The 24657-nt window shown below is 53.3% G+C and carries 32 protein-coding genes and 1 pseudogene; 10 read left to right on the top strand and 23 right to left on the bottom strand.

What is annotated here, in order from left to right; all coding sequences use genetic code 11:
* Positions 1-6: 6 nt before the first annotated feature.
* The 7 genes from atpA to Q9I99_RS06020 all read right to left on the bottom strand — a co-directional run bounded on the left by atpA (position 7) and on the right by Q9I99_RS06020 (position 5246).
* Positions 7-1554 (bottom strand): F0F1 ATP synthase subunit alpha, encoded by a 1548-nt coding sequence (gene atpA / locus Q9I99_RS06050; RefSeq protein ID WP_128582176.1) that lies wholly within the window; start codon positions 1552-1554, stop codon positions 7-9.
* 10 nt (positions 1555-1564) lie between these two features.
* A complete protein-coding gene (locus tag Q9I99_RS06045) occupies positions 1565-2098 on the bottom strand; it encodes a F0F1 ATP synthase subunit delta (RefSeq protein ID WP_301668413.1) in 534 nt (177 codons plus the stop codon).
* 4 nt (positions 2099-2102) lie between these two features.
* Positions 2103-2573 (bottom strand): F0F1 ATP synthase subunit B, encoded by a 471-nt coding sequence (locus Q9I99_RS06040; protein WP_003676108.1) that lies wholly within the window; start codon positions 2571-2573, stop codon positions 2103-2105.
* Positions 2574-2646: 73 nt separating this feature from the next.
* Positions 2647-2889, bottom strand: coding sequence for a F0F1 ATP synthase subunit C (gene atpE, locus Q9I99_RS06035; RefSeq protein WP_003708448.1), 243 nt, complete (start codon positions 2887-2889; stop codon positions 2647-2649).
* A gap of 57 nt (positions 2890-2946) precedes the next feature.
* Positions 2947-3813, bottom strand: coding sequence for a F0F1 ATP synthase subunit A (gene atpB / locus Q9I99_RS06030; RefSeq protein WP_003676099.1), 867 nt, complete (start codon positions 3811-3813; stop codon positions 2947-2949).
* A complete protein-coding gene (locus Q9I99_RS06025) occupies positions 3803-4156 on the bottom strand; it encodes an ATP synthase subunit I (protein WP_301668414.1) in 354 nt (117 codons plus the stop codon). The genes atpB and Q9I99_RS06025 overlap by 11 nt, the downstream gene beginning before the upstream one ends.
* Before the next feature lie 229 nt (positions 4157-4385).
* Positions 4386-5246 (bottom strand): ParB/RepB/Spo0J family partition protein, encoded by an 861-nt coding sequence (locus Q9I99_RS06020; RefSeq protein WP_301668415.1) that lies wholly within the window; start codon positions 5244-5246, stop codon positions 4386-4388.
* Between the two features lie 157 nt (positions 5247-5403).
* Between Q9I99_RS06020 and Q9I99_RS06015 the strand changes: the two genes are divergently transcribed.
* Positions 5404-5973: a UbiX family flavin prenyltransferase gene (locus tag Q9I99_RS06015; RefSeq protein WP_301668477.1), complete on the top strand. Its 570-nt coding sequence runs from the start codon at positions 5404-5406 to the stop codon at positions 5971-5973.
* Positions 5974-6296: 323 nt separating this feature from the next.
* On the opposite strand, the gene Q9I99_RS06010 is transcribed toward Q9I99_RS06015, so the two are convergent.
* The 3 genes from Q9I99_RS06010 to Q9I99_RS06000 form a co-directional block, all read right to left on the bottom strand.
* Entirely contained in the window at positions 6297-7160 is an 864-nt protein-coding gene (locus Q9I99_RS06010; protein WP_301668416.1) for a MetQ/NlpA family ABC transporter substrate-binding protein, read from the bottom strand.
* 159 nt (positions 7161-7319) lie between these two features.
* Positions 7320-8006 carry a methionine ABC transporter permease gene (locus tag Q9I99_RS06005; protein ID WP_301668417.1) on the bottom strand — a complete coding sequence of 229 codons (687 nt, stop codon included), beginning with the start codon at positions 8004-8006 and terminating at the stop codon, positions 7320-7322.
* A gap of 1 nt (position 8007) precedes the next feature.
* Entirely contained in the window at positions 8008-8745 is a 738-nt protein-coding gene (locus tag Q9I99_RS06000) for a methionine ABC transporter ATP-binding protein (protein ID WP_301668418.1), read from the bottom strand.
* Positions 8746-9232: 487 nt separating this feature from the next.
* Here Q9I99_RS06000 and ltgA point away from each other — a divergent pair, with 487 nt between their 5' ends.
* The 4 genes from ltgA to Q9I99_RS05980 all read left to right on the top strand — a co-directional run bounded on the left by ltgA (position 9233) and on the right by Q9I99_RS05980 (position 12791).
* Positions 9233-11077 (top strand): lytic transglycosylase LtgA, encoded by a 1845-nt coding sequence (gene ltgA, locus Q9I99_RS05995; RefSeq protein WP_301668419.1) that lies wholly within the window; start codon positions 9233-9235, stop codon positions 11075-11077.
* A 288-nt stretch (positions 11078-11365) separates the two neighbouring features.
* Positions 11366-11578, top strand: a complete 213-nt coding sequence (gene rpsU / locus Q9I99_RS05990) for a 30S ribosomal protein S21 (RefSeq protein WP_002214819.1) — start codon at positions 11366-11368, stop codon at positions 11576-11578.
* A 131-nt stretch (positions 11579-11709) separates the two neighbouring features.
* On the top strand, positions 11710-12156 hold the full coding sequence (locus Q9I99_RS05985; protein ID WP_301668478.1) for a GatB/YqeY domain-containing protein: 447 nt from the start codon (positions 11710-11712) through the stop codon (positions 12154-12156).
* Positions 12157-12659: 503 nt separating this feature from the next.
* Entirely contained in the window at positions 12660-12791 is a 132-nt protein-coding gene (locus tag Q9I99_RS05980) for a hypothetical protein (protein WP_275078545.1), read from the top strand.
* 2 nt (positions 12792-12793) lie between these two features.
* On the opposite strand, the gene Q9I99_RS05975 is transcribed toward Q9I99_RS05980, so the two are convergent.
* The 4 genes from Q9I99_RS05975 to rpmE form a co-directional block, all read right to left on the bottom strand.
* Positions 12794-13186 (bottom strand): ClpXP protease specificity-enhancing factor, encoded by a 393-nt coding sequence (locus Q9I99_RS05975; RefSeq protein ID WP_301668423.1) that lies wholly within the window; start codon positions 13184-13186, stop codon positions 12794-12796.
* Between the two features lie 71 nt (positions 13187-13257).
* Positions 13258-13863 (bottom strand): glutathione S-transferase N-terminal domain-containing protein, encoded by a 606-nt coding sequence (locus Q9I99_RS05970; protein ID WP_002214825.1) that lies wholly within the window; start codon positions 13861-13863, stop codon positions 13258-13260.
* A 101-nt stretch (positions 13864-13964) separates the two neighbouring features.
* A complete protein-coding gene (locus Q9I99_RS05965) occupies positions 13965-15641 on the bottom strand; it encodes an ArnT family glycosyltransferase (RefSeq protein ID WP_301668480.1) in 1677 nt (558 codons plus the stop codon).
* 143 nt (positions 15642-15784) lie between these two features.
* Positions 15785-16000, bottom strand: coding sequence for a 50S ribosomal protein L31 (gene rpmE, locus Q9I99_RS05960; protein WP_003713538.1), 216 nt, complete (start codon positions 15998-16000; stop codon positions 15785-15787).
* A 134-nt stretch (positions 16001-16134) separates the two neighbouring features.
* Here rpmE and Q9I99_RS05955 point away from each other — a divergent pair.
* Both Q9I99_RS05955 and Q9I99_RS11440 read left to right on the top strand, forming a co-directional pair.
* A pseudogene (locus Q9I99_RS05955) lies at positions 16135-16481 on the top strand (UDP-3-o).
* Positions 16482-16486: 5 nt separating this feature from the next.
* Complete coding sequence (locus tag Q9I99_RS11440; RefSeq protein ID WP_308447952.1) at positions 16487-16615, top strand: acetyltransferase; 129 nt, start codon at positions 16487-16489, stop codon at positions 16613-16615.
* Between the two features lie 82 nt (positions 16616-16697).
* On the opposite strand, the gene Q9I99_RS05950 is transcribed toward Q9I99_RS11440, so the two are convergent.
* The 9 genes from Q9I99_RS05950 to Q9I99_RS05910 form a co-directional block, all read right to left on the bottom strand.
* The gene (locus tag Q9I99_RS05950) at positions 16698-17186 is read right to left on the bottom strand and encodes a peroxiredoxin family protein (protein ID WP_301668424.1); all 489 of its coding nucleotides are present in this window, start codon (positions 17184-17186) and stop codon (positions 16698-16700) included.
* Positions 17183-17566 carry an acyl-CoA thioesterase gene (locus Q9I99_RS05945; RefSeq protein WP_301668425.1) on the bottom strand — a complete coding sequence of 128 codons (384 nt, stop codon included), beginning with the start codon at positions 17564-17566 and terminating at the stop codon, positions 17183-17185. The genes Q9I99_RS05950 and Q9I99_RS05945 overlap by 4 nt, the downstream gene beginning before the upstream one ends.
* Positions 17566-17928 (bottom strand): hypothetical protein, encoded by a 363-nt coding sequence (locus Q9I99_RS05940; RefSeq protein ID WP_002229974.1) that lies wholly within the window; start codon positions 17926-17928, stop codon positions 17566-17568. Before Q9I99_RS05940 ends, Q9I99_RS05945 begins: the two co-directional genes overlap by 1 nt.
* 124 nt (positions 17929-18052) lie before the next feature.
* A complete protein-coding gene (locus Q9I99_RS05935) occupies positions 18053-18880 on the bottom strand; it encodes an MlaA family lipoprotein (RefSeq protein ID WP_301668426.1) in 828 nt (275 codons plus the stop codon).
* Positions 18877-19155: an STAS domain-containing protein gene (locus Q9I99_RS05930; protein WP_096108914.1), complete on the bottom strand. Its 279-nt coding sequence runs from the start codon at positions 19153-19155 to the stop codon at positions 18877-18879. Before Q9I99_RS05930 ends, Q9I99_RS05935 begins: the two co-directional genes overlap by 4 nt.
* Before the next feature lie 56 nt (positions 19156-19211).
* A complete protein-coding gene (locus tag Q9I99_RS05925) occupies positions 19212-19802 on the bottom strand; it encodes an MlaC/ttg2D family ABC transporter substrate-binding protein (protein ID WP_301668427.1) in 591 nt (196 codons plus the stop codon).
* A 36-nt stretch (positions 19803-19838) separates the two neighbouring features.
* A complete protein-coding gene (gene mlaD / locus Q9I99_RS05920; RefSeq protein WP_301668428.1) occupies positions 19839-20336 on the bottom strand; it encodes an outer membrane lipid asymmetry maintenance protein MlaD in 498 nt (165 codons plus the stop codon).
* 50 nt (positions 20337-20386) lie between these two features.
* Entirely contained in the window at positions 20387-21163 is a 777-nt protein-coding gene (gene mlaE, locus Q9I99_RS05915; RefSeq protein ID WP_301668429.1) for a lipid asymmetry maintenance ABC transporter permease subunit MlaE, read from the bottom strand.
* A 47-nt stretch (positions 21164-21210) separates the two neighbouring features.
* Positions 21211-22011 carry an ABC transporter ATP-binding protein gene (locus tag Q9I99_RS05910; RefSeq protein WP_025457618.1) on the bottom strand — a complete coding sequence of 267 codons (801 nt, stop codon included), beginning with the start codon at positions 22009-22011 and terminating at the stop codon, positions 21211-21213.
* On the opposite strand from Q9I99_RS05910, the gene Q9I99_RS05905 reads away from it, so the two are divergent.
* The 3 genes from Q9I99_RS05905 (at position 22010) to aldA (ending at position 24653) form a co-directional block, all read left to right on the top strand.
* Complete coding sequence (locus Q9I99_RS05905; RefSeq protein ID WP_301668430.1) at positions 22010-22162, top strand: hypothetical protein; 153 nt, start codon at positions 22010-22012, stop codon at positions 22160-22162. The genes Q9I99_RS05910 and Q9I99_RS05905 overlap by 2 nt on opposite strands.
* Positions 22163-22188: 26 nt before the next feature.
* On the top strand, positions 22189-23103 hold the full coding sequence (locus Q9I99_RS05900) for a helix-turn-helix transcriptional regulator (RefSeq protein ID WP_301668432.1): 915 nt from the start codon (positions 22189-22191) through the stop codon (positions 23101-23103).
* A 107-nt stretch (positions 23104-23210) separates the two neighbouring features.
* Positions 23211-24653, top strand: coding sequence for an aldehyde dehydrogenase (aldA, locus tag Q9I99_RS05895; protein WP_002214856.1), 1443 nt, complete (start codon positions 23211-23213; stop codon positions 24651-24653).
* Positions 24654-24657: the final 4 nt, after the last annotated feature.

The following is a 24657-nucleotide window of genomic DNA, read 5'->3' as shown; positions in this document are numbered from 1 at the left end:
CAATACTTATGCTTGGTAAGCGTAAGAAGATTTGAAAGATTTCATGGCTTCGGTCAATGCTTTTTCGCTTTCGTCAGACATTGCGCCTGATGCATTAATCGCTTCCAGAACCTCAGGATGTTGCGTACGTACGAAACTCAAGAATTCTGCTTCGAAAGCCAAGGCTTTGGATACCGGAACATCTGCGTAAGAACCGTTGTTGATCGCCCACAAAGTCAATGCCATTTCGGCAGTGTTCAATGTGCTGAATTGTTTTTGTTTCATCAATTCAGTAACCACTTCACCGTGTTGCAGCTGTTTGCGTGTTGCTTCGTCCAAATCGGAAGCAAATTGCGAGAACGCCGCCAATTCACGGTACTGCGCCAACGCCAAACGGATACCGCCACCCAGTTTTTTGATGACTTTAGTTTGTGCCGCACCACCTACGCGCGATACGGAAATACCAGCATTGATTGCAGGACGGATACCGGCGTTGAACAAGTCGGTTTCCAAGAAGATTTGGCCGTCTGTAATCGAAATTACGTTGGTTGGTACGAATGCTGATACGTCACCGGCTTGGGTTTCAATAATCGGCAACGCAGTCAGAGAACCGGTTTTGCCTTTTACTTCGCCATTGGTCAGTTTTTCAACTTCGTTTTCGCTGACGCGGGCTGCACGTTCCAACAGACGGGAGTGCAGGTAGAATACGTCGCCAGGATAGGCTTCACGGCCAGGTGGACGGCGCAGCAGCAGGGAAATTTGACGGTATGCAACGGCTTGTTTAGACAAGTCATCGTATACGATCAACGCATCTTCACCACGGTCACGGAAGAATTCGCCCATGGTACAACCGGAGTAAGGAGCGATGTATTGCAGTGCAGCGGCTTCAGAAGCAGTTGCAGCAACCACGATAGTATGTTCCATCGCGCCATGCTCTTCCAATTTGCGCACTACGTTGGCGATAGAAGATGCTTTTTGACCGATAGCCACATAGATACAGATAACGCCTGTATCTTTTTGGTTAACGATGGCATCCAGTGCCACGGCAGTTTTACCGGTTTGACGGTCACCAATGATCAACTCACGTTGACCACGACCAACCGGAACCATAGAGTCAATGGCTTTCAGGCCGGTTTGCATTGGTTGGTCAACCGATTTACGCGCAATCACGCCTGGTGCAATTTTTTCGATTGGAGCAGTCAATGTTGTGTTAATTGGACCTTTACCGTCGATAGGACGACCCAATGCATCAACTACGCGGCCAACCAGTTCGCGACCGATCGGCACTTCCAAAATACGGCCGGTACAGGTAACTGTATCGCCTTCTTTAATGTGTTCGTACTCACCCAACACTACGGCACCGACGGAGTCGCGCTCCAAGTTCATGGCCAGACCGAAAGTGTTACCGGGGAATTCGAGCATCTCACCTTGCATCGCGTCTGACAAGCCATGAATGCGCACAATGCCGTCTGTAACAGAAACGACAGTACCACGGGTACGCACTTCTGCATTGACGGACAGATTTTCGATTTTGGCTTTAATCAAATCGCTAATTTCAGCAGGATTAAGCTGCATGAAAACTCTCCTAATTTGTCATAGTCGCATACAAAGCATTCAGTTTGCCTTGTACGGACAAATCCAAGACCTGATCACCCACCTCTACTTTGATGCCGCCGATTAATTCAGGGGCAACTTTAGCCACCACATCCAATTTGCTGTTGAAGCGTTTTATCAGGATATCGGTAACATCGGCCAGCTGCTGAGAACTGAGTTCATACGCGCTGTAAATTACTGCCGATTTCGTATTGTTGTGTATCAAGGTCAAATCTTGATATTGGGCATAAATTTCCGGTAATACCAACAAACGCTTTTGCTCGGCCAAAACGGTAATGAAATTTGCCAATTCGACATTTTTGATACCGACAAGACCTTTGAGCGTTTCTGCTTTTTCGGAAGCTCCCGTTTCCGGTTGCTCGATGAGAGCAATGACTTTCTCATCTTGAACAACCGCTGCGAGTTCTTTCAGTTCGCCCAACCAAGACTCGATTTGGTTTTTTTCCTGAGCCAGACTAAACAATGCTTTCGCATAAGGTCTGGCAATCGTTGCGAACTCTGCCATAAGATTACAGCTCCTGTTTTAAGGCACTGAGCAAATCTGCATGTTTGGAAGCATCGACTTCTTTACGCAGGATAGATTCCGCACCTTTAACAGCCAATGAAGCAACCTGTTCGCGCAACACTTCGCGTGCACGGTTAACTTCTTGCTCTACATCAGCTTTTGCTTGGGCTGCAATGCGTGCTGCTTCATGAGAAGCTTGCTCTTTAGCTTCTTCTACAATTTTTGCAGCACGTTTTTCGGCGTTGGCAACCATTTCGGTTACCTGATGACGCCCTTCGGCCATAAGTTCTGCAACTTTTTTCTCTGCCTGCTCAAAATCGCTCTTACCGCGCTCGGCGGCAGCCAAGCCCTCGGCGATTTTTGCGGCACGCTCATCCAATGCTTTGGCAATCGGAGGCCATACGAATTTCATCGTAAACCAAACCAAGCCAAAGAAAACTAGGATTTGCGCAAATAAGGTTGCATTAATATTCACGTTACTTAACCTTCGTATCTGGGTTAATCAAACAGACGGTAAGCCTGTATCTGAACGGATTTCTCCGCCTTGATTACGCAGCACCAGTACCAAACGGGTTAACGAAGGCGAACAACAGGGCAATAGCCACACCGATCAAGAAGGCCGCATCAATCAAACCGGCAATCAAGAACAGCTTGGTTTGCAGCGGACCGATCAGTTCAGGTTGGCGAGCAGAAGACTCCAAATATTTAGAACCAACCATTGCGATACCGATAGAGGCACCCAGTGCGCCCAATGCAACGATCAAACCACATGCGATAGCAATCAAACCCATTTTAAACTCCTTAAAGAAACAAAGGTTAAACTACAAAAAACGAACTACTTAGGAAAATCAGTGCGCATCATGTGCCTGTCCGATATAGACAAACGCCAACGCCATGAAAATAAACGCCTGCAGGGTAATAACCAAAATATGGAAAATCGCCCACGCCAATCCGGCAATAATGTGGAAGACGAACAGAATCGGATCCATTACTTCGACGCTGCCGGAAGCTGCCCAAGCACCGCCAAGCAAGGCTATCAGCAAGAATACCAATTCGCCCGCATACATATTGCCGAACAACCGCATACCGTGTGATACGGTTTTAGAAAGAAACTCGACCAAGTTCAACAGAAAGTTCGCAGGTGCGAGTTTTGCACCGAACGGCGCGCTAAACAGCTCGTGAAACCAGCCGCCGAACCCTTTAATTTTGATATTGTAATAAATACAGATAAGCAACACGCCGACGGCAAGAGCCAAAGTAGTATTCAAATCAGCGGTAGGCACAACACGCAACAGGGCGTGATGATTACCGGTCAGATGCTGCCAAACCCACGGTAACAGGTCAACAGGCAGCATATCCATCGCATTCATCAGGAAAATCCAGACAAAAAGTGTTAAACCCAAAGGGGCGATGGCTTTTCTAGACTGTTCATTGTGGATAATGCTCTTACACATATCGTCCACAAACTCGAACAAGATTTCCACTGCAGCCTGGAAACGTCCAGGAACGCCTGCTGTTGCTTTTTTTGCACCACGCCACAACAGGAAGCTGCCGATTACGCCCAACAGAGCGGCGAAGAAAATCGCATCCAGATTAATAAACGAGAAATCGGCAATATTTTTCAGTCCCTGACCCTGAGTAACATCCGACAAACTGGTCAAGCTCTGCAAGTGGTGCTTGATGTAGTCGGCAGCGGTAATGGTTTCACCTGCCATAATCTTTCACTCTCAACAATACTAAAAAAACCAGATGGCTGACACCGAGCAGCCCCATTAGAAACGGGGCGAACACCAGCGATTGATGCCATATTGCAAATACGGCAAGCATAGACAACAGCGACAGCACTACTTTTAAAATCTCTCCGAAGACGAACATCCTGCTTTGCAGGAAGGGATCCCCACTGAAAAGTTTTAAAAGTAAAACTGCAACAAGCGTGGGAAGCAGATAGGACAGGCCGCCGCCGATTGCCGATAGAAACCCCGAATACCCCCATATAACAAGGGAAACTAGAGAACATACGGATAATACTGCAAATTGCAGGATAATAATCTGCTTCATAAAAAAGAATGATTCCGCCTCGGATTTGAGGCGCGGCTAATATAATTTAGAAGCCTTCTTACGTCAAGCAATATGTTAATCTTTGTGAAACTCGCCGCCAATACAGACAAGCGGCTCCCCAAAATCCAACCCTGCTATTCTAACACATATTACATATGATTACAGGATATTGAGGAGTTTGTCCGCAATTTCTTTACACTTTATATTTCAGACGGCATATTGCGCAAAATTAAGGCTGGTAATCTATTCCCAACTGTTCCAACAGGTGGCCGAACGTTTCGGGCGTATCGAAATACAGGACAATCCTGCCTTTTTTGTGGTTAACGGTTTTGACTTCAGCGTTGACACCCAGCCTTTCAGTCAGCAAATCGTTAAGGCGGCTGATGTCGGAAGCAGTATTTTTTTTGGGTTCGGACTGTTTGTTCTGATGGGCAATTTGGCTGCGGCGTTCGACTTCGCGCACCGACCAGCCGTTTTTGACAGCCTTTTGCGCCAACTCGAGCTGTTCGACGACGGGCAGGGTCAGCAATGCGCGGGCGTGTCCCATTTCGAGGCGGCGTTGGTAAAGCATTTCCTGCACGGGTTCGGGCAGGCTTAAAAGGCGCAGGCTGTTGGAAATCGCACTTCGGCTTTTGCCGACGGCTTTGGCTATGGTTTCGTGGGTCAGCCCGAACTCGTCGGCAAGGCGTTTCAAGCCTTGTGCTTCTTCGATGGGGTTGAGGTTTTCGCGCTGGAGGTTTTCAATCAAACCCATTGCCAGCGCGGTTTCGTCGCTGATGGTTTTGATAACGGCGGGGATTTCGGACAGGCCGGCAAGCTGGGAGGCGCGCCATCGCCGTTCGCCTGCAATCAGTTCGTATCGGGACAGTCCGTGTTCGCGCACGATGACGGGTTGTATCACGCCTTGCGCCTTAATCGAATCCGCCAGCTCCTGCAAGGCTTCGTCATCGATTTGAACACGCGCCTGATAGCGGCCGGGCCGGATATCTTTAACCGCAACCGTGGTCAATCGGTCGCCGCTGCTGTTGTCTGCGCCGTTGGCGAGCAGCGAATCCAATCCGCGCCCCAATCCGACTTTTACTTTTGCCATACCGCCCTCCCGTGCCTATTCAGATAGGATGTTAAATCGGGTATTTTATCGGATATTGGGTGTTGCCGACAATTTGTATCCGTGTTTATCGGATTTCTGTTTTTTTCACTATAATAGCCGGTTTGCCGTTGCAGGCGGTTTTATGGGAAGGCGGATGATGGTACGGCGTTTGATAATCGGCATCAGCGGGGCGAGCGGTTTCCAATACGGCGTGAAGGCTTTAGAACTTTTGCGCGCGCAGGGAGTCGAAACGCACCTTGTGGTGTCAAAAGGGGCGGAGATGGCGCGCGCTTCGGAAACGGCTTATGCGAAAGACGAAGTGTATGCCTTGGCGGACGTTGTCCACCCTGTCGGCAATATCGGGGCGTGCATTGCCAGCGGCACGTTTAAAACGGATGGGATGCTGGTCGCCCCCTGTTCGATGCGGACGCTTGCCTCTATCGCGCACGGCTTCGGCGACAACCTCTTGACGCGTGCGGCGGATGTGGTTTTGAAGGAAAGGCGGCGGCTGGTGCTGATGGTGCGCGAAACGCCGTTGAACCTTGCCCATTTGGACAATATGAAACGGGTAACAGAAATGGGCGGCGTGGTGTTTCCCCCTGTTCCTGCGATGTATCGCAAGCCGCAGACGGCGGACGACGTGGTGGCGCACAGTGTCGCACACGCGCTGTCACTGTTCGGAATCGATACGCCGGATTCGGCGGAATGGCAGGGAATGGCGGATTAAAGGACAAAAATGCCGTCTGAACACGGATACGGTTCAGACGGCATTTGCCCGTCCTTGTTTGATTGGAAATGGCAGCAAACCCAACCTTCCGGATTTCTGCCTTTTCGGGAATGGCGAAAGTGTGCTTGCGGTTCGGCCGGATATATAGTGGATTAACAAAAATCAGGACAAGGCGACGAAGCCGCAGACAGTACAAATCGAGGCAACGCCGTACCGGTTTTTGTTAATCCACTATAAAACCCTCTTCTGCAAAATTGCCGCCGCATTCAAAAAATGCCGTCCGAACTGTGTTCGGACGGCATTTTTCACGCACCGTTTCCGATTTATTTGGCGGCACCCTCATTCCATGCGGCAGGGTATTTGTAGCCCTCGAAGCGTTTGTACGCATAGGCTTTGAACGCGTCGGAGTTGTAGGCTTCGGTTACGTCTTTAAGCCATTGGCTGTCTTTGTCGGCGGTCTTGACGGCAGACCAGTTGACATAGGCAAAGCTCGGTTCTTGGAACAGGGCTTCGGTCAGCTTCATGCCGCTGCTTATGGCGTAGTTGCCGTTGACGACGGCAAAATCCACGTCGGCACGGCTGCGCGGCAGTTGCGCGGCTTCAAGCTCGACGATTTTGATGTTTTTCAGGTTTTCGGCAATGTCCGCTTTAGATGCGGTCAGAGGATTGATGCCGTCTTTGAGTTTGATCCAACCCAATTCGTTCAGCATCACCAAGGCGCGTGCGAAGTTGGACGGGTCGTTGGGCGCGGATACGGTGCTGCCGTCTTTGACTTCTTCCAGCGATTTCAGTTTGCCCGGATACAGCCCCAAAGGCGCGGTCGGCACTTGGAAGGCTTCGGTGATGTCTAAGTTGTGTTCTTTTTTGAAGTCGTCAAGATAGGGTTTGTGTTGGAAGATGTTGATGTCCAACTCGCCCTCCGCCAATGCCAGATTCGGGCGCACATAGTCGGTAAACTCGACCAGTTTGACGGTGTAGCCTTTTTTCTCCAGCTCGGCTTGGATTTGCTCTTTGACCATATCGCCGAAGTCGCCGACGGTCGTGCCGAAGACGATTTCTTTTTTCGCCGCGCCGTTGTCGGCGGCGGCAGAAGCGGATGCGGCGGGCGCGCTGTCTTTTTGACCGCCGCAGGCGGCGAGGATGAGCGCGAGTGCGGCGGCGGAAAGGGTTTTGAAGAAGGTTTTCATATTTTCTCCTGATGTTGTGGCGGTTTCAAACAAAAATGACGGGCAGGAAACCCTGCCGTCCGGATTCGGCGTTCAGACGGCATTTGCCGCGAACAGGGGGGATTTTATAGCATTTTTTGGATAGCGGTGGGAGTTTTGGCGTTCAGACGGCATTCGGGTTCAACGTTTGTCCAATTTCCGCGCCAACGCGTTGCCGGTGCTTTGAATCAGGATGACCAGCAGCACGAGGAGGGCGACGATGAAAACGATGACTTCAGTTTGATAGCGGTAGTAGCCGTAGCGGATGGCGAGGTCGCCCAAGCCGCCGCCGCCTATCATGCCTGCCGCTGCGCTGTATGAGAGCAGACCGATGGCAAGCACGGTAATGCTGGAAACCATGCCCGCGCGCGCTTCGTTCAAAAGGACTTTGCGGACGATGGCAAGCGGCGATGCGCCCATGGCGGTGGCGGCTTCAATCACGCCTTTGGGGACTTCGCGCAGGTTTTGTTCCACCAGTCGGGCGAAGTAAAACAGGCCGGACACGCTCAATACCAGCGAGGCGGCAATCGGGCCGATGGTGCTGCCGACGATGGCGCGGGTCGCAGGTATCATGGCAATCATCAGGATGACGAAGGGGAAGGCGCGCATGAGGTTGACGAGGTTGTCGAGCAGGAAATTTACCGGCTTGTTGTAATGCAGTTGGCGGCTGGAAGTTACGAAAAGCAACACGCCCAGCAGCGTGCCGAAAACGACGGCGAATGTGGTAGACAAGCCGACCATCACGAAGGTTTCGCCCAAGGCGCGGACGATTTCGCCTTTCATACCGACGATGGTGGAAACGGCTTGTTCGAATGTTAAGTCTGCCATATCAGTCCTCCCGAATCAGTTCGCGCCCGATTTCCGATTGGGCGTGGATTTGGTTGCCGCGTACTTCGACGATTTCGACGACTTTGCCTTTGTCCAAGAGGGCGGCGCGGTCGCACAGTCGTCTGATGACGCTCATTTCGTGGGTTACGATGACGATGGTTACGTTGAATCGTTTGTTGATGTCTTCCAAACATTCCAAGACGCTGCGCGTGGTGGCGGGATCGAGGGCAGAAGTCGGTTCGTCGGCGAGGATGACTTGGGGTTTGGATGCGAGCGCGCGGGCGATGCCGACGCGTTGTTTCTGCCCGCCTGAAAGCTGGGCGGGATAGTGGCTGGCGCGTTCGGTCAAGCCGACGATTTCAAGGCATTCTTTAACGCGCGCTTTGATTTTTTCAGACGACCATCCAGCGATTTCCAAAGGAAAGGCGACATTGTCGGCAACGGTACGGTTGCTTAAAAGATTGAACTGCTGAAACACCATACCGATATTCTGCCGCGCCTGACGCAATGCGGCGGCATCAAGCGCGGTCAGTTCTTGTCCGCAGACGTTGACCTTGCCCGTGTCGGGACGTTCCAACAGGTTAATCAGTCGCAACAGGGTGGATTTGCCCGCGCCGGAATAGCCCATCAGCCCGAAGATTTCGCCGTCGCGGATTTCGAGACTGGTCGGCTCGACGGCGGCAAAACGGGTCTTGTCGCGCGTTTGGTAATGCTTGGAAACCTTGTCCAAAATAATCATTGTCTTTCCCATACAACAAAGCCCGATGTCGGACACAACGGGCGCGGAAGATAAAGCTGAAATTGTCGGAACGCTTTAGCTGTTATGCCCGCAAGCTGTGTCAAATCGGCAGGTTAATTTTCGTAGGATATTATCGGGAAAGCATTTTTTTGTCAATAAAGCAGGAAGCAGGAAGCGGGCAACCATTTCGGACAATATAGTGGATTAAATTTAAACCAGTACAGCGTTGCCTCACCTTGCCGTACTATTTGTACTGTCTGCGGCTTCGTCGCCTTGTCCTGATTTTTGTTAATCCACTATACCGTCTGAAACGGGCAAAGGCAGCGGTTCGCACCCAAACAGCAAATGATTGAAAAATATAAACTATGTCGGAAACATTCCGAAGGCGGTGCAGTTTCGGCATATAATTCGGGCAAACGCCTGTTCAGACGACATTTTGTCTTTTCCAACCCTGACCGTTCAGGGTTCCGATTCTTAAGGAAATCCGATGTATCTACCCTCTATGAAGCATTCCCTGCCGCTGCTGGCGGCCCTGGTGCTTGCCGCGTGTTCTTCGACAAACGCGCCCGGCGGCAAGACCCCGGCAGACAATATGGAAACCGCCGAATCATCAGCCGTTCCCACCCGCCCTGCCGAACCCGAAGGAAAAACGCTGGCAGATTACGGCGGCTACCCGTCCGCACTGGATGCAGTGAAACAGAAAAACGATGCGGCAGTCGCCGCCTATTTGGAAAACGCCGGCGACAGTGCGATGGCGGAAAATGTCCGCAACGAGTGGCTGAAGTCTTTGGGCGCACGCAAACAGTGGACGCTGTTTGCACAGGAATATGCCAAACTCGAACCGGCAGGGCGCGCCCAAGAAGTCGAATGCTACGCCGATTCGAGCCGCAACGACTATACGCGTGCCGCCGAACTGGTCAAAAATACGGGCAAACTGTCTTCGGGCTGCACCAAACTGTTGGAACAGGCAGCCGCATCCGGCTTGTTGGACGGCAACAATGCCTGGAGGCGCGTTCGCGGACTGTTGGCCAACAGCCAAACCACAGACGCACGCAACCTTGCCGCCGCATTGGGCAGCCCGTTTGACGGCAGCACACAAGGTTCGCGCGAATACGCCCTGTTGAACGTCATCGGCAAAGAGGCGCGTAAATCGCCAAATGCCGCCGCCCTGCTGTCCGAAATGGAAAGCGGTTTAAGCCCCGAACAACGCAGTTTCGCGTGGGGCGTATTGGGGCATTATCAGTCGCAAAGCCTCAATGTGCCTGCCGCCTTGGACTATTACGGCAAAGTTTCCGACCGCCGCCAACTGACCGACGACCAAATCGAGTGGTACGCCCGCGCCGCCTTGCGCGCCCAACGTTGGGACGAGCTGGCCTCCGTTATCTCGCATATGCCCGAAAAACTGCAAAAAAGCCCGACCTGGCTCTACTGGCTGGCACGCAGCCGCGCCGCAACGGGCAACACGCAAGAGGCGGAAAAACTCTACAAACAGGCGGCAGCGACGGGCAGGAATTTTTATGCCGTACTGGCAGGAGAAGAGTTGGGGCGCAAAATCGATACGCGCAACAATGTGCCTGATGCCGACACAAACAGCATCCTCCGTATGGCGGAAGACGGTGCAGTCAAACGCGCACTGGTATTGTTCCAAAACAGCCGAACCGCCGGCGATGCGAAAATGCGCCGTCAGGCTCAGGCGGAATGGCGTTTTGCCACACGCGGTTTCGACGAAGACAAGCTGCTGACCGCCGCGCAAACCGCGTTCGACTACGGTTTTTACGATATGGCGGTCAACAGCGCGGAACGCACCGACCGCAAACTCAACTACACATTGCGCTATATTTCGCCGTTTAAAGACACGGTAATCCGCCACGCGCAAAATGCCGATGTCGATCCGGCTTGGGTTTACGGGCTGATTCGTCAGGAAAGCCGCTTCGTTATGGGCGCGCAATCCGGCGTAGGCGCGCAGGGGCTGATGCAGGTTATGCCCGCCACCGCGCGCGAAATCGCCGGCAAAATCGGTATGGATACCGCACAACTTTACACCGCCGACGGCAATATCCGTATGGGGACGTGGTATATGGCGGACACCAAACGCCGCCTGCAAAACAACGAAGTCCTCGCTACCGCAGGCTATAACGCCGGCCCCGGAAGGGCGCGCCGATGGCAGGCGGATATCCCCCTTGAGGGTGCGGTATATGCCGAAACCATCCCGTTTTCCGAAACGCGAGACTATGTCAAAAAAGTGATGACCAATGCCGCCTACTACGCCAGCCTCTTCGGCGCGCCGCACATCCCGCTCAAACAGCGTATGGGCATTGTCCCCGCCCGCTGACGTACCGATGCCGTCTGAAACCCGCCCGGCCTTTCAGACGGCATTTTTATCCCGAACGGCATTGACGGCGAACCATAAATATAAGACAATCCGAAAATTGTTTTTCCTGCTTTTTCAAGCAGCTTGACACGGCACAAGCCGACCCGTTAGGAGGTGATGTTTCCGTCACGGCGCGTATCCCGCCGCCGCAAGGCACAGCGATACGGTAAACCTTCAACACCGTCTGCCCTACCCTTTCCACTGATATGATGGGCAGATGAAACAACCGAATTTATTAAAGGAAATAAAATGCCTGCAATCCGCGTAAAAGAGAATGAACCATTTGAAGTCGCTATGCGCCGTTTCAAACGTGCCGTAGAAAAAACCGGCCTGCTGACCGAGCTGCGCGCCCGCGAAGCCTACGAAAAACCGACTACCGAACGCAAACGCAAAAAAGCGGCAGCCGTAAAACGCCTGCAAAAACGCCTGCGCAGCCAACAGCTGCCGCCCAAAATGTACTAAACGTTCAAGTACAAATTACAGGTCAGCCCTGTGATATGAGGACACACCGCAAAACCTGCTCTGCGGTGTGTTTTGCTTTTCAGACGGCATCGAAACCCGCCGTTTCCATCCGACATCCCAGCGAGGACATCATGAGCCTGAAAATCCGCCTTACCGAAGACATGAAAACCGCGATGCGCGCCAAAGACCAAGTTTCCCTCGGCACCATCCGCCTCATCAACGCCGCCGTCAAACAGTTTGAAGTGGACGAACGCACCGAAGCCGACGATGCCAAAATCACCGCCATCCTGACCAAAATGGTCAAACAGCGCAAAGACAGCGCGAAAATCTACACTGAAGCCGGCCGTCAGGATTTGGCAGACAAAGAAAACGCCGAAATCGAGGTACTGCACCGCTACCTTCCCCAAATGCTTTCCGCCGGCGAAATCCGTACTGCGGTCGATACCGCCGTTGCCGAAACCGGAGCGGCAGGTATGGCGGATATGGGCAAAGTGATGGGCGTATTGAAAACCCGTCTCGCCGGCAAAGCCGATATGGGCGAAGTCAACAAAATCCTGAAAGCCGTACTGACCGCCTGATTGCCCGAATATCGGACAAAATGCCGTCTGAAGCCCGTATCGCAGGTTCAGACGGCATTTTCATGGTTTGATGATATTTATAAAAATTTTGCAACACGCTCATGCGCAGCAACTGCCGCTGCTCGTTGGCGTTCTCCTGTTACAATGACCTTGATGGGTCTGTAACAATCTGACACCCTGTTGCTACTAGCAACAGGGTTTTCCACAGGAGTATTTGATGAATTTTTTTTCAGCACTTTTTGACTCAATTGTTGATTTCATTGTTGATTTAACAGAGTTCAAACCTTGGAAAGAAAATGGTATAAAGAGAAAACTAAAAAACTTTTTAACCGTTTTAGTAATTACAGTACTGGGATTTATTTTTTATCTTATTATGTAATTCTCTCTATCCAATACCCAAACCTATACTCTGCTTCTACCGCTGTATCTGCTGCTCTGCTTGGCGTTGCTGCTCTATCGCTTGGTTAGCTGCACCATAATTGCGCTCTGATGCTGATGCAATAATGTCCCAATATCGAATCGGCAGGGGCAACGCGGTTTCGATGCACGAAACGGGTTTTGCCGACAAACGGATTCCGTTTGCGCCCCATCGGACAAAATGCCGTCTGAAACACGATTCCGTTCAGACGGCATAGATTTATTTGACCAATTTCAAGCCTTTTTTGGCGGGTCGGGGCGCGGTTTCGGCAGAAGTGTTTTCAGGCGGCGTATCGGGGCGGTACTCCTCCAATTCAAACCCCATACCTTCGCCGGTCTCCCGTGCGAAAAGACTGAGGACGTGTCCGACAGGTATCCATATATCGTACGCCTGTCCGCCGAAGCGGGCGGAAAAGCTGATCCAATCGTTGTCGATTTGAAGGTTTTGCGTGGCGGTCGCGCCGATGTTGAGCATAATTTCGTTGTCGCGGACGTACTGCATGGGAACGCGCGTGTGTTCGTTGACCCAGACAAGGATGTGCGGCGTGAGGCTGTTGTCGCTGCACCATTCGCAGAGGGCGCGGAGGATGTAGGGTTTGGTGGAAGTGGGCATAATGGGTTCCGTGTGGTGTGCCTGAATGTGAAAATGCCTGCAAAACGGCGGGTTTTGCAAGCATTCCGAGCTTATTTGCGCATGGCTTTTTCGGCGGGTGTCAGTGCTTCGATAAAGGCTTCGCGCTGGAAGATGCGCTCGGCGTATTTGAGCAGCGGCGCGGCACTTTTGCCCAGTTTGACATCGTAGTGGTCGAGCCGCCACAGCAGCGGGGCAAGGGCGACATCAATCATAGAAAAATCTTCGCCGAGGATGTATTTGCTTTTGCTGAACGAAGGGGCAAGCATAGTCAGGCCGTTGCCGATGGCTTCGCGCGCTTTTGCCTGTTCCTTGTTGGTGGCGGCGGGGTTTTCCAAAACTTGGACGTGGTTGAACAATTCTTTTTCCATACGGTACAGCACCAGCCGCCCCCGGCCGCGCATAACGGGATCGCCGGGCATAAGCTGCGGATGGGGGAAGCGTTCGTCGATGTATTCGTTGATGATGTTGGACTCGTGCAGCACCAAATCGCGCTCGACCAGCACGGGGACTTGGTTATACGGATTCATGACGGCGAGGTCTTCGGGTTTGTTGTAAATATCGACGTCTTTGATTTCAAAATCCATACCTTTTTCGTACAAAACGAAGCGGCAGCGGTGGCTGAAGGGGCAGGTAATGCCGGAATAGAGGGTCATCATAATAATTGTCGCTCCTGTGTGATGCCTGCAAAACGGCTGATTTATAAAGGTTTAATCGCGCAATTATACGCGATTTCCGGCACTTAATCCAGAAATTCGGCTCAATCTGTTGTTTTTAATATATTTTCCCCGGTTTTCCGTATCAGTGCGAACTTACTGTCTTTGTTGCGCGGGCGCGCACCCTGCCAGACCGTCTGCCAGCCTTGCGGCGCATCCGCGTTTTGGGGCAGGCGGACGATGCGGTAGCGGCAATGGGTATCGCCGACGCGGTGCGGCAATGTGCCGTACTGCGTCCAAACAATCCGCGTGTGCAGGTCGCCGCCGCCTATGCCGATACACTCGATGCCGTCTGAAAGCTCCCGTTTCAATTCCGGGGAAAGCGATGCCTCCATACTCCGGACGACGGGCGAGTAGCTTTTCGCCGCGTCCAGCCACGGCAGGAACAGCGTCATCAGCAAAGCCCAGGTCAGGGTAACGCCTGCCGCCCAGTTGGTAACCGCCTGCCTGCCGCGTATGTTTTTGCGGGTAATCGCCCACAGCCACAAGGGTGTGAACAGTACGGCAACCGCCATCGGAATGGGATCGGTGTCGGGAACGTAATACGGGCTGAAATAGGCGGCGCGTTCGGCAAGCTTGGCGGGCCAGCCGTAATTCATCGCAAAAAAACCCGTCCACAGGAACACGGCAAACAGTCCGAACGCCATAATGCCGAACCAGTTGACAAACGCCGCCGCGCCGCGCCTCAGGCTGTCCAGTTGCGCCGCGCCGAACAGGGCAAGCGGCGGCAGCAGCCAGACGAGGTTGTCTTGAAAACGCTGCGGATTGAAGGCGAGCAGCACCAAAACGGCAAGCATCCAGACAATGCCCAAAATCCCCCAGTCGGTCGAAAACAGGCGCGTGCGGCAAACCGTCCAAACCGCCAGCGGCAGCGCGGGCAGTGCAAACCAAAGCAGGTTTTTCAGATAGTAAAACAAACTGAATGCCGTCTGAACGTGCCGCACGCCGCCGAACGTACCGAAAACGTGATAGTCGAGCCATTGCGCGAACAGCGCGGGCTGCGTTTTTGCCAAGAGCAGGGGATAGACGGTCAGCAGCGGCAGGGCAAAGGCAAGCGAGGCGACTGCCGTCAACATCAAACGCCTGCTTTGCCACGGACGGAAAAACATCAGCACGGGCAGGGGCAGCATCAGGGCAAATGCCGCGGGATAAGCTGCCGCCAGCGACATCAGCGTCCAACCCGTACCGAGCAGGAAAGAGGCGGCAATCACGCGCCGGCGTGCCAGCGAGTAGCCGTGCAGCACCAGTCCGGCGGCGGCAAAGGCGGCGGCGGCGGGGTTGAGAAAGTGTACGGTCGGAATCAGCCCGATACAGCCGATAAGGATTAAAACAACGCTGCGCCCGTGGTGTCTGCCCAAAAAGTTGAAACCGGCAAAGCCGCAGGAAGTCAGTCCGACAACAGCGAAAAACACGCCTGCAAAGCGTGCGGCATCGTATGGGTCGGCAGCCCACGGCGACAGCAAATGTTTGAACGCGGCGGCAACCCAAAGATACACGGGCGGTATGCCGAAGTCGGTTTGACCGAACAGATGGGCAACCAAAGGGGTGGGGCTGCCTGCCAGTGCTTCGACGGCGGTATAGACGGCAGGTTCGTCAGGATTCCACAAATCGTGGGAAAACACGCCGGGCCACAACCAGGCAAACGCCATCAACAGCAGCAGCCACGGTTTTTCGCGGGTTTTGGCGGGCGGGCGGGCATCGGGTGGGGTATAGGTCAGCATAAGCGTGAGAAGAAATGGACGGATTGCCAAGTGTAGCAAATATTCGCACAAAGGTCGTGCAGAGACTGCTTCAGACGGCATCAGACACAAAAAGACCGGCAACAAAAAAGACTGCACGGGGCAGTCTTTTTGCAAAGCGGCAATCAGCGTTTGAACAGGTTGCCGAATTTGTTGTTGAATTTGTCCACGCGGCCGGTGGTATCGACGATTTTTTGGGTGCCGGTATAGAACGGGTGGCACAGGGAGCAAACCTCGATATTGAAGTTTTCTTTTTCCATCGCGGATTTGGTTACGAATTTGTTGCCGCAAGAGCAGGTAACGTTGACTTCGTGGTAGTTCGGGTGAATACCTTGTTTCATTTGATTTCCTTTCAAAAAAGCGGGCATAGGGGATGTACCTATGCTTCAGACAAGCTCGGCATTCTCGCTATTTTCTGTTGTTTCGTCAAGAGGATATTCGATAAAATGCAAAAAGTTCTTTTGAGGGAGGTTTGATGGGATCAAAATTCTTTTTCCTGCTGCTGCGTTTTGCCGGTTCGGTGTTGCCGCCGTCACATATGCGCGGCATCGGTATCGTCGGCAGACGGGTGCGCGGTTTTCTGGCACGGCGGATTTCTCCGCATATTGGACGCGGGGTCAATATCGAACGCGGGGCGTATGTGTTTCCGGATACGGTTTTGGGCGACGGCTCGGGCATCGGGGCAAACTGTGATGATGGGGCCAGAATGCCTGTTCTATTCGACCAACCACAAGTTTGACCGTGAAAACAAACGCTTTGAGGGCTACACGGAAATCCGTCCGATTACGTTGGAGGACAATGTCCGGCTGGGGCGCAGGGTGATTGTGATGGCGGGCGTAACCGTCGAACGCGGTTCGGTCGTGGGCGCAGGCGCGGTGGTTACAAAAGACATTCCGCCCTACTCTTTGGCGGCAGGCAATCCGACAGCGGTGAAAAAGAATCTGCCGGAAGGTTGAATGCCGTCTGAACGTGTCGGGGCGGATGATCTGAAAAAACAGGAACATCGTTCCTGCTTTTTTTTCGCTTCAGACGGCATCGCTATTGTGCCAGCGCAGTATCGATTTCTTGGTAGAGTTTGCCGAAATCGGGTTCGCCGACATAGGTTTTGAGGATTTCGCCTTTTTTGCCGATAAGGACGGAAGTCGGGTAAACCTGTGTGCCGAACGCCTGTCCGACGGCTTTATCCGCATCATACATGACGGCAAACGGCAAACCGTAGTCTTTGACATATTGGCGGACGCTTTCTATCGGATCGATGGGCTGGGCGACGGCAAGGACTTGGAAATCTTTATTTTTGTAGTCGTTTGCCGTTTTGATGACTTTGGGCATTTCGCTCACGCAACCGGGACAGGAGGGAAACCAAAAATTAATCAGGGTTACTTTGCCTTGCAGGTCGGCGTTGGAAACGGTTTTTCCGTGCAGGTCGGGCAGGGAGAAGGCGGGCGCGGTTTTGCTGTCGGGGATGAGGACGATGGCAAAGAGGATGCCGATCAGTGCGACGGCGGCGGCGGTGAGTATTTTTTTCATTCGGACAAGGCTTCCAGTGCGCGGGCAAGGGTGGCGGGCAGGCTGACGGTGCGTTGTGCGGCGGCGTGGACGGGCATCAGGGTGATGTCGGCTTCTGCGGCGGTTTTGCCGTTTGGCAGTGTAATCGTCTGGGTCAGCACAATGCGCCGCGTGCCGGGGGTTTTCAGACGGCATGAAAACTGCAATACGTCGCCTTCGACGGCGGGGCGGCTGTATCGGATGTCGATGCGGGCGACAATCAGTATGAGATCTGCCAACTCGTGCAGCAGTCCGCGTTCTTCAAAAAACGCCCAGCGCGCTTCTTCGAGAAATTCAAGGTAGCGCGCATTGTTGACATGGCCGTAGCCGTCGAGATGGTAGTTGCGGACGGTCAGCTTCATCAGTTGAGGTTGATGGGTTGGAAGGCTTCGCGGGCAAGCGGTTCGTGTTCGAGGTCGGTAATGACGGTAGAAAGCTGGATGTCGAACCATTCGTTGAAAATGTCGGCATCGAGTGCGGGCCACTCGCGTTCGTCTTCGCACCAGTCGGCAAGTTCGGCGGCGAAAATGTCTTCAAAACGGGCTTCGATTTCGTCCCATACTTCGTCGGCGGTTTCGCACGGGCGGACAAGGTAGGAATTCGCATCGGCTTGGATGTCTTCGAGGGTCAGTCCGTCGAGGTGGTTGCCCGGCAGGGTTTGCAGCCAGTTCCAAAAAGGTTCTAAAGGGATGAGAACGAATACGCTGCGGTTGACTTCGTACATGGTTTTTCCTTTGCTGTCGCGCGGTATGCGCAAAAAAGGGATTATAGCCCAATCTGTAGTGTCGGACTGTCCGTTCCGACAGAAGGGAATACCGTCTGAACACGGATTTTCAGACGGCATGGCTTTAGGGTTGTGTTCCGGGTTGCGTTTCGGCTTCCCCTGCTGCTTCTGCCTGTGTTTCGGATACGGAATCTTCGTGAACGGCGGGTTCCACCGCTCCGGTTTCGGCACTTTCGACCAATTCGTCGATATCGATGTTATCTTCCGTACCTTCGGCAGGTGTTGCACCGGTCTGCCGCGCACGGACTTTCATATAGAGGTCGCGCGTGTAGCTGTATTTGTCAATGGCGGCTTCGTCCAGACTGTCGGTCAAATCGAGCAGGCCTTCGCGCGTACTGACGGCGGCAGCGGCAGAGCTTCCCCAACGCCCTGCGGAAGTGCGGAAGACGATATTCTTGGGCGGATAAACAGAGGTAATGCCCGTGCCGAGCGCGTCGCGGACGGTGGACGGTCCTAAGACGGGCAACACGAAATAATTGCTGTTTTTCCATCCCCACGAGGCAAACGTGTCGCCCAAGGTGTTTTTATTGTTGGGAACGCCGCCCGCGCCGGCGATGTCGATGAGCCCGCCCAAACCGAAAGTGGTATTGATGCCGACACGGACAAGGTCTTCGCTTGCGCGTTTGATATCCAAGCGCAAAATGTTACTGCCGAAGCTGACCACGTCGCGCAGGTTGTTAAAAAAATTGGACACGCCGGCGCGGACGGGTTTCGGCGCAACTTTGCGGTAGCCGCGCGCGGCAGGGGCGAAAATGTAGCGGTCGGCTTGGTCGTTGAATTTGGAAACGGCGCGGTTGTAGCCTTCATAAGGGTCGGCGGGGCGGGTTTCTGCAAATGCAGGGGCGGAAGCGAACCCGATCAGCAGGAGGACGGCGTAAGCAGTTTTTTTCATGATTTCAACCAGTCTTTGATTTCGTACAGTTCGGACAGCGCGCGCACGGATTCGGGAATGCCGGTCAGCCTGACGCTGCCTTTGCAGCCGCGCAGCACTTCGAGCAGCAGCGACACGCAGGCGGAATCGGCACGTTTGACACCGCCGAAATCGACGGCAATGGTTTCTTTCAGACGGCATTGCTGCCGGAAACGCTCAAATGCGTCCCCGGTCAGGGTTTTGACGGTAATGTCGCCGCCGATGTGCAGTGTTCCGTTGTTGAGTTCTGTATGCATAGTGTTCGGTAGGAAAAAATCCATGCCGCCTTCAGTCTAGCGGCATGGCTTATGGATTACTTGCTGCCGTTTTTGGCCTTTAACTCGGCAATCAGCCCGTCTATGCCTTTGGCTTTGATAATTTCGCCGAATTGGTTGCGGTACACGGTTACCAGGCTTGCGCCTTCGATGGCGACGTTGTAGGCACGGTATTTGTTGCCGCTTTGGTAGGTAGTGAAGTCCATGTTGACGGGTTTTTGCCCGGGTACGCCGACTTCGGCTCGGACGATGATTTCTTTGCCGCCTTTATTGACGACAGGGTTGTCTTTGACGTTAACGTTGGCATTTTTGAATTTCAACATGGTACCGGAGTAGGTGCGGATCAGCAGGGTTTGAAATTCTTTGGTCAACTCTTGTTTTTGCGTGTCAGACGCAGTACGCCAAGGGTTGCCGACCGCCAGTGCGGTCATGCGTTGGAAATCGAAATAAGGGGTTGCGTATGCTTCGGCTTTTTGGCGGGCAGTGTTGGCATCGCCGTTTTTTAAGATACTCAATACTTGAGTGGCGTTTTGACGGATTTGGCTTACCGCGTCGGCAGGTGCGGCAACCGCCATACCGATGCTCAAAATACCGATGCACAGTGCGCCGATAAGGGAGGTTTTTTTCATGATTCAGTGTCCTAGTATAAATATGGTGTTGTACGTTTATTCGGCGGTTTTTGCAGCATCGTTGCCGCCCGCCGCGTTTTTCTCGGCAAAACTCGTCATGAATTTGCCGATAAGGTTTTCCAGAACCATTGCAGAACTGGTTACGGAGATGGTGTCGCCGGCAGCAAGGTTTTCCGTGTCGCCGCCCTGCTGCAGCCCGATGTACTGCTCGCCCAAAAGTCCCGAAGTCAGGATTTGCGCGGAAACGTCGCTACTAAACTGATATTTGCTGTCCAAATCGAGACGGACTTTCGCCTGATAGGATTTCGGGTCAAGCTCGATGGAGCCGACGCGCCCGACCAATACGCCTGCGGATTTGACGGGGGCATTGACCTTCAAACCGCCGATGTCGCCGAAATCGGCATAAACGGCGTAAGTTTTGTCCGAACCGCCGAACGCCGCGCCGCCCGCCACGCGGAAAGCGAGAAAGGCAACCGCCGCCACGCCGAGCAGGACAAATAGTCCGACCCAAAATTCCAATACATTCTTTTTCATTAAAGTTCCTTGAATATCCAATGTTCTTTGTTTCGTTTTCAGACGGCCTGTCAATCTGTAAACATCCACGCGGTCAACACAAAGTCGATCGCCAAAATCGTCAGGGCGGACGAAACCACCGTACGCGTGCTGGCGCGCAAAATGCCTTCCGAAGTCGGTACGCAGTGGAAGCCCTGATGCACGGCAATCAGCGTTACCGCCATGCCGAACGCGGCGGATTTAATCAGACCGTTGATTACATCGTAATGTATCGTGATATTGTTCTGCATTTGCGACCAGAAAATGCCGCTGTCCAAGCCCAGCCAGGTTACACCGACCAAATACGCACCGAAAATGCCCGCCACATTGAAAATCGAAGCCAAAAGCGGCATGGAAAACACGCCCGCCCAAAAGCGCGGCGCAACCACGCGGGCGACAGGGTTTACCGCCATCACGTTCATCGCTTCGAGCTGTTCGGTCGTTTTCATCAAACCGATTTCGCTGGTCATCGCACCGCCCGCGCTGCTGGCAAACAAAATCGCCGCCAACACCGGACCCAGTTCGCGCAACAGCGAAGCCGCAACCATATAGCCCAAAATATCGGCGGATTTGAATTTCGACAACTGCGTATAGCCCTGTAAACCCAAGACCATACCGACAAACAGCCCCGAAACGGCAACAATCAGCACCGACAGCACACCGGCGAAATACACTTGGCGCACGCTCAGGCGAGGACGGACGAAAGCCGTACCGGACTTCGCCAGAATGTTCAGCAGAAACAGCGTAATACTGCCGAGGGATTGAATAAAGCCGAGGGTTTTTGCCCCGACAGAACGGATAAAATTCATAAATTTCTATATGTAAAGTTCAACGGTTTCAGACGGCATCAACTCATTTATCCCAACAGGTCCTGATGCAACGACGTTTGCGCCGGATAACGGTATGCTACGGGGCCGTCTGCCAGCCCGCCGACAAACTGGCGCACCCAAGGCGAATCCAGTTCGCGCATTTCCTGCGGCGAGCCGGAGAACATAATTTCTCCGTGCGCCAAGAAAATCACCTGATCGACGATTTCCAAAGATTTTTCAATGTCGTGCGTGACCATAACGCTGGTGGAACGCAACGCCTTGTTGACGCGGCTGATTAAGTGGGCAATCACGCCCAGCGAAATCGGATCGAGGCCGGTAAACGGTTCGTCGTACAACATAATTTCGGGGTCGAGCGCAATCGTGCGTGCCAGCGCGACGCGGCGCGACATCCCGCCGGACAACTCAGACGGCATCAGGTTTTCCACGCCGCGCAGACCAACCGCGTTCAGTTTCAACAAAACCAAATCTCGAATCACCGCTTCCGGCAGTTGCGTCAGTTCGCGCATCGGAAAAGCAATATTGTCAAATACAGACAAATCGGTAAACAGCGCGCCGTGCTGGAACAACACGCCCATACGGCGGCGGTGTTCATACAACTCGTCAGCCGAAAAGCCCGCCAAATCCCGTCCTTCAATCAAAACCTGCCCGGACTGCGGACGAATCTGTCCTGTAATCAGCCTCATCAGCGTGGTTTTGCCGCTGCCCGAACCGCCCATTACGGCAGCAAAATTGCCTTGCGGAATGCTGAAATTGATGTTCTTCAGAATCGGGCGGTCGCCATATGCAAAGGCGACATCTTTCATTTCGATAAAAGGGAAGGGACTCATGTGCGGGCAAAACGATAGGTTTGACGGCGTGTATTTTAAGGCTTATCGGAAAGACGGGCAATTTTCAGACGGCATACGGACGGTAAGTGTTGTGAAAATGCCGTGCCCCGGCAGCGGATTGTTTACCGAAGTGAAAAATGTTATCTTTTAAATGATAATTTTTCTCAAGAAATAACCATGGTAGAAGAATATTTGAACAGCAGCCAATTCGTCAACCTGATTAACAGCGGGGGCGGAGATTATGTCGAAGGCAGCTACCGTTTCGATACTTTGTCCAACGGCATTTCCATCCACGGCGGCACGGTAACAGCACGGTGTGATTTTTGCAGCAGCCGCCTCGCCGAACCTTATGTGTCATTCGTGCTGTTGCTGGAAGGCTCTTTGAACTTCGGCATCAACCGCCGCCGCTTCCAAATCGATGCGGACGGCGGCAAGGTCATCCTGATTTCAGTCGGGGAAGAAGTCCTGTTCAGCCGCTATCTTTATCGCGGCGGCAAAACGGTCAAAATGACCATTAAAGGCATGGAGCAATGGCTGCTGCGTCCGGAGTATGCGGGTTTTACACCCATACTTTACCGCGAACCGGTCAGAATATGGGATTTGACCGCGAACCTGCGCGGCTTAGCGGCATCCTGCCTGCAAGCTGTCCCAAAGGGGCATTTGGGCGAAACATTGCGCCGCGAGGCAGACGTTTTGCGGCTGCTGTCTGATTTGTGGGACACGGTGTCGGACAATATCGGGCAGGCGGCAGGAGAAACGGCGGAAGCAAACACCATGCCGTCTGAAAACTTCAGCCGCATCCTGAACGGGGCATTTGCCAACGGTGCGCACCATGTCAACCGGCTGACAGACGCACTGAACATCAGCGAAAGGACGCTGCAACGCCGCATGCGCGACCATTTCGGCATTACCGCAAGCGAGTGGCTGCACCACAAACAAATGCAGCACGCGCTCTACCTGTTGCAAAACGGGGGGAAAAGCATAGGCGAAACCGCATATTTATGCGGCTACCGCCACGTTTCCAGCTTTACTCAGGCATTCAGGCAATATTTCGGCAGCACGCCTGCGGAAACCAAAAAAGAAAACCGGTAAGCCGCATTTGATTTCAAACCCGAAATCCGCGTGTAAAGAAACTTGTACGGTAATTTATTTGGGAATAAACTAAAACTACATCTGACTACAAAACCGGAGAACCCGAAATGAAACAATTGGCAATGTACATCAACGGACGCTTTGAAAACGATTTCAACGGCGAATGGCGCGACGTATTGAACCCGTCCACCGAAGAGGCCATCGCCCGCGAACCCAAAGGCGGCAGGGCGGACGTTGACCGTGCCGTCGCGGCGGCGCGTGCGGCGCAACCGGCATGGGAGCGGCTGCCTGCGGTCGAACGCGGCGCGTATTTGCGCAAAATCGCCCAAGGCATACGCGAACGCGCCGACGAGCTGACTGACACCATCGTTGCCGAAGGCGGCAAAACCAAAGACTTGGCGCGCGTGGAAGTGATGTTCACCGCCGATTATCTCGATTACCAGGCCGAATGGGCACGCCGTTACGAAGGCGAAATCATCCAAAGCGACCGCCCGCGTGAAAATATTTTATTGTTCAAACGTCCGCTGGGCGTAATCGCCGGCATTTTGCCGTGGAACTTCCCCTTCTTCCTGATTGCCCGCAAAATGGGCCCCGCTTTGGTAACGGGCAACACCATCGTCGTCAAACCCAGCAGCGTAACCCCGATCAACTGCCACATCTTCGCCGAAATCGTCGATGCGGTCGGATTGCCCGCAGGCGTGTTCAACGTAGTGAACGGTCCCGGCGCGGAAATCGGCAATGCCTTGTCCGCCCATCCGCAAGTCGATATGGTCAGCCTGACCGGCTCCGTTGAAGCGGGCCGCCAAGTGATGGAAGCCGCTTCTGCCAACATCACCAAAGTCTCGCTGGAACTCGGCGGCAAAGCACCTGCCATCGTTTTGAAAGACGCGGATTTGGACTTGGCAGTGAAATCCATCTTGGCTTCGCGCGTCGGCAACACTGGTCAAATCTGCAACTGCGCCGAGCGCGTTTATGTCCACAGCAGTCTGAAAGACGCATTCATTGAAAAAATGACCGCCGCCATGAAAGGCGTACGCTACGGCAACCCTGCCGAAGCCGAAGCAGGCGCGCTGGAAATGGGCCCGCTGATTGAAGAGCGCGCCGTCAAAGCCGTTGCCGAAAAAGTGGAACGGGCCGTCAAACAAGGTGCGAAATTGGTTTGCGGCGGCAAACGCGCCGAAGGACGCGGTTATTTCTTCGAGCCTACCCTGCTGACCGACACCGACAACAGTATGGACATTATGAAAGAAGAAACCTTCGGCCCCGTGCTGCCCGTTTCCGCTTTCGACACGCTCGACCAGGTCATCGCACTGGCTAACGATTGCGAGTTTGGCCTGACCAGTTCTGTTTATACGACTAATTTAAACGAAGCCTTCTACGTTACCCGCCGCCTGCAATTCGGCGAAACCTACATCAACCGCGAAAACTTTGAAGCGATGCAGGGTTTCCACGCCGGTTGGAAAAAATCCGGTATCGGCGGCGCGGACGGCAAACACGGTTTGGAAGAATATCTGCAAACCCAAGTCGTTTATCTGGAAACCGACATTTAATGCC

Source organism: Neisseria basseii (assembly GCF_962707005.1).
Taxonomy (GTDB): domain Bacteria; phylum Pseudomonadota; class Gammaproteobacteria; order Burkholderiales; family Neisseriaceae; genus Neisseria; species Neisseria bergeri.
This window is presented reverse-complemented; position numbering and strand designations above follow the sequence as displayed.